This is a genomic window from Rhodococcus sp. NPDC059968, assembly GCF_042738615.1.
Classification (GTDB): Bacteria; Actinomycetota; Actinomycetes; order Mycobacteriales; family Mycobacteriaceae; genus Rhodococcus_F.
In genome coordinates this window covers 1-9,797 of sequence record NZ_JBHWUE010000187.1, presented here as the reverse complement: position 1 = coordinate 9,797, position 9,797 = coordinate 1, and the positions used below count along the sequence as shown (strand labels likewise).

Here is a 9,797-nt window from a genome sequence, read left to right as displayed (position 1 = left end):
GCCCGAGACGGCTTCGTATCTAACCCGTGTAGCCTAAACTACCTGTCTAGCAATACATTTAACACCATCGAATGCGCGCAGCTGTCGGTTGACGTCGTACCTGACATTGGTGACACTCTGCTCGCGCAGGACACCCGCGCCCGCCAATTCGCCGTCACCTACAGTGCCACTGCCGCAGGGAGCCGATCCGTCACACGCGGTGAATCCTCCGCGGATGATCCGGGAAGCCGCCTACAGCGTCGTCTGCACCACCACCCGGACATCAAGTCACCCATCCTCAGCGTCGCCCATATGGAGTCGATGACCCCACCTGTCCCGATCTTCGAACGACGAGACATCGACGATTGCCTGATCGAGAAGTATCTCGCGCGGGGGCTGCAATACGCGTTGGCAGCGAAGACCCGCGGCGTCCACCCCACTGAATTCCACGCATTTTTCGAAATTCCCATTTGATGCCCGAATGCACACAGACTAACTATTCAGACTCACCCACCTGCTCACCCTATCGGCATCGTCATCCTCCCCCGCCGTGAAATATCGCGCCGGAAGGCTAGCTCGAGCCGCCGCGAGATCAGCCTTGATTCTGTCAGCTACCTGAGGATTCGATGGCTCGCCGCGAATAAAGGACTGGTCCAGCCGGATCCTGACCACCGCTCGATTCCATTCGTAGATACGCCAAGAATTCGACTGGCCTCGAATATCGATTGCATCGGTAAGCGCCTTCTCGGCCTCCAGATTATCCGGCTCCGGCATGTCTTTCAACGCGAATCCGAGGCTTCCAAAGTTGCGAAAGTACTTACGCTCCGTATCATTTTTTATGAGCGCACGGAAAATGGGAATGGTTCGACGGTGCCGTTCAATGGAAGTCGCGTCTTCCAAAATCCAAGAATGCGACCGCTGATCCTCTGCGCGCCGGTATAGATGTCCGCGCCACTCCGGGGCCGCACCCGCGGTCGCACTATCCAAGTCACCTTGACTGGGCGCATCCTCATCTGCGTTGAGTTGCCGTTCCGCAAGGGAAAGCGCCTTAGCGTTCGCCGACGCCCGACTGCTGAATGCATCCTCAATCTTTGCCTCTATCTTCTCGTCGAGGTACGCGTCAGATGCTCGCAGGACGGTGGGAAAACCCGCGCGGGTCCACAGATACATGAGAATGAATGAACTAACCAAGAAGTAGATACAGAGCGCAAGAGCGAAGCCTGCACTGGATGGGCCAGACCCAAACATGGGCGCCAACGCGTCCCCCAGTCGCCCCAATTGCCCAGATACCTGGCCCAGTTGTATCAGACCCACCCCCACTAGTATTTTTGTCAGCCAGTCAGATATTTGCTCGAGGTTCGTATTAGCAAGATAAAGCCTGCGGTCCTCACCAAGTTTCTCGGACTGAATTGTCTTGGGAAGGCCGAACAAGAATCCGAGAAACACGCCGAGGGAGAACGCGACGCCGCCCGTAGCCAATCCCGAGGCTATTATTCCAAGCCTTTGCCCCGATGGGTATACTAAAGAGTAGAGAACACCTCCGATGGCACCGGTTGCGATGACTATTCCAGCCACGAGCAACAGCTGAAATTGAAACTTGTTCGCCAGCTTGACTAGGTTGTCGCGGTCCGAGGTCATGATCAGCGCACTCCACGGCTCGTCGCTACGTATCTGCCGCCGATCGTGACGAAGAGAACGGTGGAGCCGCGGAGGACGGCGTCAGACAGAGGCTGATCCGGTACCAGTGCGGTGGACGCGGCGTATACCTCACCTATCCACGCCGCATCGTTAACGGGTAGCCCGGCCGCGCGATTCTCGCGCGAGTGGGTGAACTTCGTTGTCTCGATGTCGGCTATTGCGGTCACTTCGCACTTCCGATCTGACAGGAACGCGCCGGTACGGCAGTCGTATGAGACAAGACCGGTCTGTTTCGATCGTCCTCCCGCGGTCGGCAAATGTCACTGATTGTTAGGTGCTCGAACGCACAGGGTTGCCACTCTCAGGCGCGGATTGCCGAGGCACGGCGCACCACCACGATGGTGGCGACCTCGAGAATCGAGCGGACGGCGACGGCGGCAAGTATCGCAGTCAAGGGCAACAAACGATGACCACCACCGGCTTAAATGAAAGTCGAGCCGAGGCGATCGACCGGGGCTCCCCCATGCCGTGAACAGCCTGTCGCCGAGGCAGTTCGGCTTCCTAACGGTCAGTGACTTCGGACCCCCATGGGAGGACCATAGAAACAGACCGGTCTTGATAGGTAGCCGAGGCCGGTCCACGTGGGCTTCAGCCCATAGAACCCTGCTCTTTCCTTGAAAACGGGCTTCGCGAGACGAAGTTGGTGCGAGCTGAACTTCTGAACGACATCGCCTGCAGCTTGGGCACCCACCATCTCCATCCAACCGGGGTGGTGCGCGAAGTTCGTGCCGACCGAGGGAGGGCAGGATGACATTCGTCAAGTCTCTGAACCCGCTGCCCCAGTTCAATATCGGCGGCACCGACCTCGGTATTCCGTTCCGCATGCCCAGCGGCCAGATCGGCTTCGTCCTCGGCGACACCTTCGCCGGAACACAACCCCAGGTGGGGGGACCGAACTGGCGATCCCCGATGCTCCTACGCAGCAACACCCACGACGTCACCACACCGATCACCTTCGCGTCCGCGGCACGCAACGCGCGGCAGCTCTGGGACTACGTACACGACAACCCGGAATACTCCACCATTCTGCCCTGCGATGCGATCTCGATCGGCAACAGAATCTACCTCTGGGTCATGGTCACACAGGGCCTCGGAAACGAGAAGTGGTGCGAAATTCGGTACTCCGACGACCTCGGTGAGAACTGGACCGACACCGGCGTCAAATGGTCCACCTCCGTCTACGGCGGCAAACGCACCATGGTCACCTGGGAGAAGGGTGGCGACGGGTTCGTCTACATCATCTCCACCGGCGGTCTCGCCCGGAACAAGAACGCGATCCTGCACCGCGTCCCCGAAACCCAGATCACCGACCCCTCAGCCTGGGTACCGTGGGGCTGGAACGGCACCTCCTGGGGTTGGGGCAACCCGCCCGGCGACGACCCGACCAAAGGCATCCTCCCCGATCGCACCAAGCTCGGCGAAATCTGCCTCCGCCGCATCCAAGGCAACCTGGTGTTCTCCGGGTTCGACGCCGGCGCCTACAACGCCTTCGTCAAGGTCGCGGCGAAACCGACCGACAACTGGCACACCGCCCCCACCTACCGTCCGGTGAAGGGATCGTTCTTCAGTCCAGGGGGTCCCGACGTCGTCGATCGGCTCTACGGCTGTTACATCCACCCCGACAGCCGATTCGACCGTACCGGCGGATTCGCCATGATCGTGAGCCAGTGGGCGGCCAGCGGAAATCCCTACCGCGCGATGCAATACCGAATTTCCGGCATCAAACCGGTGGTGCCGGCCACGACACCCACCACCGCCGTTCGAGAGGCAAGTTCCATGGCCCTTCGCTTTGTGCCCGTCATCAACGGCAACAACATCATCTCCTCCGGATTCCGCACCCCTGCACGGCCCAATCACAACGGCATCGACTTCGCCGCCCCGCTAGGCGAACCGATCTACGCCGCCGAAGAAGGGGTGGTGGTCCGCTCCGGCCCGGCCTCCGGCTTCGGAAACTGGATCGTCATCGACCACCAACCCACGGCCCACGTGGACACCGTCTACGGCCACATGCGCGCCGCGGACCTCCTCGTCTCGGAAGGCATGTTCGTCCGCGCCGGCCAGCAGATCGCCCGCGTGGGCAACGAGGGCGACTCCACCGGCCCACACCTGCACTTCGAGGTCTGGACCTCCCCCGGCCGCTTCGGGGGCGCCGCGATCGACCCCCAACCGCTCCTCGTCGGCTCCGCCAACCCTGACCCCGGCACCATCGACCCGACAGCCGGCACCTTCTACGGGGTCGACATCTCCAACCACCAAGGGAACTTCGACATCGCCGCCACCAAACGGGAGGGATTCTCCTTCATGGCCGCCAAGTGCACCGAGGGCGACTTCTTCAAAGACACGTTCTGGCCCCGCAACCGCGACCTGATGCTCGAACACTTCCCCGGCATGTTCTGCGGCTACCACTTCGCCCGAAACGGTGATCCGATCAACGCACAGGTCGCCAACCTCAAAGCACACCTCGGCGACCCCAACATCCCGGTCATGCTCGACTACGAAGACCCCAACACCCCCGGAAGCGGACCCAACATGCGCAGCCTCGTCGACGCCATCAACTCCGCCGGCATGCGAGTCTGCGCCATCTACCTTCCCCGCTGGTACTGGCGAGACCACATGGGATCACCACCGCTGAACAATCTCCCACCACTGTGGAACTCGCACTACGTCACCGCCTCCGGATTCGCATCCGTCATCTACCCCGGCAGCGGATTCGCAGGCTGGAACGACTACACACCCGGCGCCCCGGTCGAGATTCTGCAATTCTCCGACAAGGGCCAGGTCGCCGGCCGACTCGTCGACGTCAACGCCTACGAGGGCACACTGGACGGCCTCCGGGAACTGTTCAGCGGCGCCCCCGGCAAACTCAGCGTCGACGACTGCGTCCTCGACTTCTGGCTGCAACTACTCGGCCCCACCGGCGCCGGCTGGCCACAGCTCAACAACCGGTCCGTCGTCGACGCACTCGCCGAGATCGGCATGCACCAAGGCGTTCCCGGGATGACACCCCCACCAGCCGGCGCCGGGGCCGCCCCGCTGCCCGCCAGCACCGACGACCGGGCCCGCGACGTGTGGGATCAGATCAGAGGGCCAGACGGAAAAGGCTGGAATCAACTCGGAAGCCGCTCGATCGTCGACGCCATCGCCGCACTCGCCCACCAACTCGGAGTTCCCGGATACTGACAAGACCTTCGCCGGAACGGCGGTCTTCGACACTGTCTCTCCGGGCTGCAGGACCGCAACGCCGGTGGGTGGGATCGCGGCTGGTCCTGTTGACCTGAATGACAATGTCAAACCCCGAAGTTGATCCGCACGGACGACCCCCTCGCAGTCGGCCGGCCCCCTCCTTCAGAGCTGGACGCTGGATACCAACAACTTTGGACGCCCGGTACCACTTCCCAACGTTTCGTGTTGTGTGTGTGGGATAGGCGGCGCGGAAACCGCTCCTTCGATAGGGGGCTGTCGATGGGGAACCGGTAAGGCGCGTCAAGCAATCGCAGTCGCCGGAGAAATCGGCGCAACGCGGCGGTGACGGCAGGTTGAGGGACGCTCGGCCCGACCCATGTCGGTACGCCGGCCCGACCCAGGTCGGTACGCCGGCCCGGGGGCAGCGGGCGGGCCACCGCCGGGACCGGCAGCGGGGCAGGACCAATATTTGCGCCGTGTCACCACCCGCACGGACCGTGCGTTTACCCCAGCACCTGATCGACGTCGATGCCCGCCTTCTCGCACAGTGCCCGGAGCAGTTTGTTGTTCTGCTCGGCCAGGGCGTGAGTGGACAGTATGTGGCCGAACTGATCGTCCTGACGGTCCGCGGACACTGGTCGGCCTTCGAGACCGAGATTGGTGACCTCCTTCCACAAGATTTCGGCGATGGCCTCCCTCAGATCGAGCTTGCGGCCGGATCCGTCGTAGAGGGCGACCGGGTGGTCGTCCCGGAACGCGGCGGCGACTTCGCGTGCACTCATTTGTTCGTCCTCCTCGATCGGTACTGCGGGTTGGACCGGTACTCGAAATTGCATGGCCCGGTATGGCCATCCGGATTCGGCCCATTCGGACACGATGATGTGAAAGTTGTCGAACGTGCTGTCCGGGTGCACGTATCCGCCGTACAGGCGAGTCACGACGTCGGGGCCACCGTTCCCCGACGGTCCCCGCACCGGCCGGAACGTTGGAGCGGTGTGCCAATTGTCGGTGATCTCCCCGACGACGCGGATGGTGATGTTGTATTCGGCCTCGTTGAAGTAGCTGAGCACCCAATTGTTCTGCATCCGGCGCAGGCACATTTCCCCCACCTTGGAGCCGACCGGCAGGATCGGGGTGGCCGGATTACCCCACGCCCACACGCCGTGGCTGAAGCCCCAGGGCTCGTAGAAGTCCCGGTCCAGCAACTGGTCCTCGGGGCAGCGGAACAGCAGCACGTTCTTGTCACGTTCGAGGCCGCCGGTGGTCATCACGTAGACGAACCCGTCACCGCCGCGTTCCCAGGTCAGCATCCGGCGATGCCCGCCCAATTCCCATCCTTCCCACCGAGCCGTGGGTCCGCCGTGGGTCCAGGTCTCCCCGTTGTCGTCGGAGTATTGGATCTCGGTCCACCGCGTGTCGGGCAGGCCACGAACCACCATGACGTGCAGGTAGATCCGGGTACCGATCACGATCGCATCGGTCGGAAGCACGGTGCTGAACTCCGGGTTGTTGTGCGGGTAGTCCCAGAGCTGCTTCGCGGGACTGCCCCCGGCCGCACGGTGAAACTGCACCCCGTCATCGAGGTCGTGGGTATGGCTGTAGAGCAGTACCGGGCTGCGCCAGCCGGGGCCGCCGACCCGGTCCTCGGCGAAGGTGTCACCGAAGAAGAATCCGATCTCGCCCGTGGGCACCCGGACCGGGATGCCCAGGTCGGTCCCGCCCACACCGAACTGCGGCACCGGAGTGAGATTCCTGATCTTCATGACCGCACCAATTTCATCGACCGAGAACCTCCCCGGCGATGTAGTCCCACAGCGCCGCGTCGTCGACCGGGAACGGTTCCGGAACCGGGGGCGGGGGGCTTTGCCCCAGCCCGAGCATTGAATCGAGTTCGTCGGTACCCAGGTGGGTGTAGTTGAGGTCGCAGCGACCGAACGGTGGGCACGGGCCGTTGTCGGTGTACTGGTGCGCGAAATAGCCGTCAGGCTTGATCTTCGGCGATCCGGGCTCCCGGCCGTAACTGGGAGTCACCAACCGCAGCCCCGCGGGGCGGGTGCGCCACAGGTCCGCGTTCGACACCGGATTCCAGTAGCCGATCACCCGCCGCTCGCCGAGCCATTCGCGTGCCCGCCGGATCTCGTCATTGACCTCCGCCGACTGGTCACCGGTGATCGCCCCGGCCGCGTCCTCGACGTCGGCCATGACGACCATCCGCGGATGCGGCCCACCCTGCTCGGTGACCATCTGCATCAGCAAATCGATGTTCGCCTGACCGGGCCGAAAAAACCAGTACACGATGAAAAACCGCAGCCGGCCGTCCTCACACGCACGCACCGCCCAGTCGTGGTTCGCGGCGAACTTCGTATCCCGCATGTTCCCGCTGTTGGACCGGAAACAGAAGATGTCGTACGGGTACGCGTCGGTGACGGGGGTGATCTGGTACTGCGACACATCCGCCCAGGTCTTGCCGCGCACCACCGGCGGCGTCGGCGGGGTGCCCGGCCCGTCGAGGTCAGGGCGTTGCCCGTGGCGAATCACGACATTCCATTCGCCCTCGAACAGATAGCCGGTCACCGGCCATCCGTTCGCGATCTGCAGCGCGGTCGCCGCGCGTGCGGTGTTTGTGTCCCAAATTCCGGTTTCCGGTATCCCGCAGGTCTTCTGCCAGCGCTTGAGGCCGTCCTTCCAGGATTGCGGGTCCGTGGGGAACAGGCCACTGATCGCCTCGGCGGGCCCGTCGAGCGGACCGTAGTAGTACCCCGCCGGGAGGGGGAACGCGTCCGGATCGGGTGGCCCGTACACCCAGAGGTAACCGTTTTCGAGCCGGGTAGCGAAGGCGTCCAGGCGGGTGTCACCCTCGGGGAGGTTGATCTGGGTGTGCATCGGGTCCTTGGTGGCCCAGTCCTCACCCCAAAACACCGTGCCCTCGAACTCGGTGAGCATCTGGCGGACCGCCGCGATCTTGTCGGCCGGCATGTTCACCGACGCCCGCACCTTCCACGGCAACCGGGTGGCATTGAGATCCACCGCCGTCCCGCTCAGGTGATTGCTGTTGGCAATATCGTTGTCCCAGCTGAACCCCCAGTAGTCGCGGGGCCGGTAGCTGTCGATCCGCCAAATCCGCCGATGCCAGACCGCCGCCCAAGCTATCAGGATCGTCGCCGCCGCACCGCGCCGCACCTCCGGCCGCACGTTGTCCGTGCCCGGCACGAGCGGCTTGACGATCTCGCCGGTATCGCAAATGCGCCAGCCGTTCTCGGAGAAGGTGTTCCCCTGGTAGGTGCGAAATCCCATCGCGCTCACCCTCGTTTCTGTCTCACCACCACGATCGGGCGGTCGCCGACCCTGCCGCGGCGAATGGTCGTCGCGTCGTGCATCCCGGACGATAGGACCACGCACCGACACCAACGCGCGCCCGCACGGTTCGCCCGAACATCAGTGTGACGCTCGACGCGGCAAAATATCGCGAGTAGCGCCCTACTCGTTCCCGGAGCACACCATGGTCGACCAACCAGTTGTCAACGGTCGCGAGGAAATCCGCGTGGCGGGCATGAGTTGCCCGAATCTACGGACATGAAAGTTCGGGCGACGACACGTTCCGAGTAATGACCTGGTGCTGGGGGGTGCGCGCGCCCGCTCCCCCTCCGAAGCGTGGTGCCGGCCGCGTCGATCGAGTTGGCGGCCACCACCATGTGGTGCTGTCAGCGCCGTGTGAGCGTGGGCGGTTGCACCAGGCGAGTGACGCGTCGCCAGTGACCCGCACGGTGTGGCCGCCGATGTTGCATCGACGGCGTGTCCTGAGCAGCGATATCGGCGGACCCATCGGCCCCCCACCCTGTTCACGATCGCCTGTCATCGCGCCTGCCCGCTCCCCGGTCGATGGTCGTCACCGCAGGCTACCGGCCACCGCCGACAACACCTCTGTACCCGCTGCTGAGGGTCGGCGTAGCCACCGGGGAGGCCGATCCGCGGTGCTCGTCCTTCCTACGACGGGGGCTTTCGTGAGGAGAAGTAGTAGCCGATGGCGCTGCCGGTCAGGCCCACCATCGCGGTGAAGACGACCTGGAACGGACTGCTGGCGCGGTCCCACTTGTCGGCCCCTGCCCACAGGGGCACGAGTAGGTAGATCAGGCCGACGAGGAAGGTCGCGACGGAGAGGCCGATCGCCAGGGCCTTGCGGGTGTCCTCCTGGCGTTCGTCGAGGCGGCGGATGGTTACTTCGGGCTGTTCGGTCACCTGGGGGTCGGCGGTGCCGACGTTGACCTCGTCCACGTGCGCGTCGTCCAGGGCGGTGTCAGTGCCCTCCCCCTGCACGATGTGCCCTTCCGGTTCGGTCACTTAAAGACAACCTCCCGCTTGGTGCCATCGGGCTCCTCGATGAAGACCTTGGCGCCCTTCGAGGCGGCCTCGTCGATGTAGGCGGTGGTGCGGATGGCCCGGACCAGGGCGCTGGTCTTGGTCGAGGCGTGCCGCTTGGCGATCTCGTCGAGCGTCTTGATGTCGTCGTTGGGCAGATTCGCGGTGACCTTGGAGACGCCGTCCTTGCTCATGATGTCCTCCTGAAGGTGTGAGCTGACCTGGTAAGTCTACCCCAAAGCCGTACCCAGTACGGCTCAGATACGCATCGCTGGGTGAAGATGGAAACCGGCCCGAAGAGCACCGCATCTACCAGGTTGTGGACAAATCACCGCAAGTCGCGGGGTAGCCCGCCACACCTCGTCTACCGACTCCAGCCCCGCACCGCTCAGTCGGCAAGCGCACCCGATTCCAGTCGGATCGCACTCTAGATGATTGATTCCTTGAACGGATCAGTGGTCGTAGGCGATCAATGATCGCTTGGCAGTGGCGCCGATGTTCCAGTTGTGCCAGATGCCGGCGGCCATCGCCAGCACACGCTGGGCGACGCGGGCGAACACCCCGTGCGTGGTACGGCCACC

6 protein-coding genes and 2 pseudogenes are annotated in these 9,797 nt (G+C 63.6%); 2 read left to right on the top strand and 6 right to left on the bottom strand.

All coding sequences use genetic code 11. The features are described from left to right. Window positions 1-453 (top strand): annotated as a pseudogene (locus ACFWAY_RS52035) (hypothetical protein); the annotation flags it as partial. Window positions 454-471: 18 nt separating this feature from the next. Here ACFWAY_RS52035 and ACFWAY_RS52030 read toward each other — a convergent pair. Further along, complete coding sequence (locus ACFWAY_RS52030; protein ID WP_378516301.1) at window positions 472-1,617, bottom strand: hypothetical protein; 1,146 nt, start codon at window positions 1,615-1,617, stop codon at window positions 472-474. Window positions 1,618-2,424: 807 nt separating this feature from the next. Between ACFWAY_RS52030 and ACFWAY_RS52025 the strand changes: the two genes are divergently transcribed. Then, entirely contained in the window at window positions 2,425-4,857 is a 2,433-nt protein-coding gene (locus ACFWAY_RS52025) for a DUF4185 domain-containing protein (RefSeq protein WP_378516300.1), read from the top strand. A gap of 506 nt (window positions 4,858-5,363) precedes the next feature. Here the strand turns inward: ACFWAY_RS52025 and ACFWAY_RS52020 are convergent. The 5 genes and pseudogenes from ACFWAY_RS52020 to ACFWAY_RS52000 all read right to left on the bottom strand — a co-directional run. Beyond that, the gene (locus tag ACFWAY_RS52020) at window positions 5,364-6,623 is read right to left on the bottom strand and encodes a DUF4185 domain-containing protein (RefSeq protein WP_378516299.1); all 1,260 of its coding nucleotides are present in this window, start codon (window positions 6,621-6,623) and stop codon (window positions 5,364-5,366) included. 13 nt (window positions 6,624-6,636) lie between these two features. Beyond that, on the bottom strand, window positions 6,637-8,154 hold the full coding sequence (locus tag ACFWAY_RS52015; protein WP_378516298.1) for a M15 family metallopeptidase: 1,518 nt from the start codon (window positions 8,152-8,154) through the stop codon (window positions 6,637-6,639). A 690-nt stretch (window positions 8,155-8,844) separates the two neighbouring features. Continuing rightward, window positions 8,845-9,198 (bottom strand): hypothetical protein, encoded by a 354-nt coding sequence (locus tag ACFWAY_RS52010; RefSeq protein ID WP_378458073.1) that lies wholly within the window; start codon window positions 9,196-9,198, stop codon window positions 8,845-8,847. After that, window positions 9,195-9,410, bottom strand: a complete 216-nt coding sequence (locus ACFWAY_RS52005) for a hypothetical protein (protein ID WP_378458074.1) — start codon at window positions 9,408-9,410, stop codon at window positions 9,195-9,197. The genes ACFWAY_RS52010 and ACFWAY_RS52005 overlap by 4 nt, the downstream gene beginning before the upstream one ends. Window positions 9,411-9,668: 258 nt before the next feature. Further along, window positions 9,669-9,797: pseudogene (locus tag ACFWAY_RS52000) on the bottom strand (IS982 family transposase); the annotation flags it as partial.

Coding starts and splice junctions, on each gene's coding strand:
- ACFWAY_RS52005 (WP_378458074.1), bottom strand. CDS start 9,410: ATGAGCAAGGACGGCGTCTCCAAGGTCACCGCGAATCTGCCCAACGAC.
- ACFWAY_RS52015 (WP_378516298.1), bottom strand. CDS start 8,154: ATGGGATTTCGCACCTACCAGGGGAACACCTTCTCCGAGAACGGCTGG.
- ACFWAY_RS52030 (WP_378516301.1), bottom strand. CDS start 1,617: ATGACCTCGGACCGCGACAACCTAGTCAAGCTGGCGAACAAGTTTCAA.
- ACFWAY_RS52020 (WP_378516299.1), bottom strand. CDS start 6,623: ATGAAGATCAGGAATCTCACTCCGGTGCCGCAGTTCGGTGTGGGCGGG.
- ACFWAY_RS52025 (WP_378516300.1), top strand. CDS start 2,425: ATGACATTCGTCAAGTCTCTGAACCCGCTGCCCCAGTTCAATATCGGC.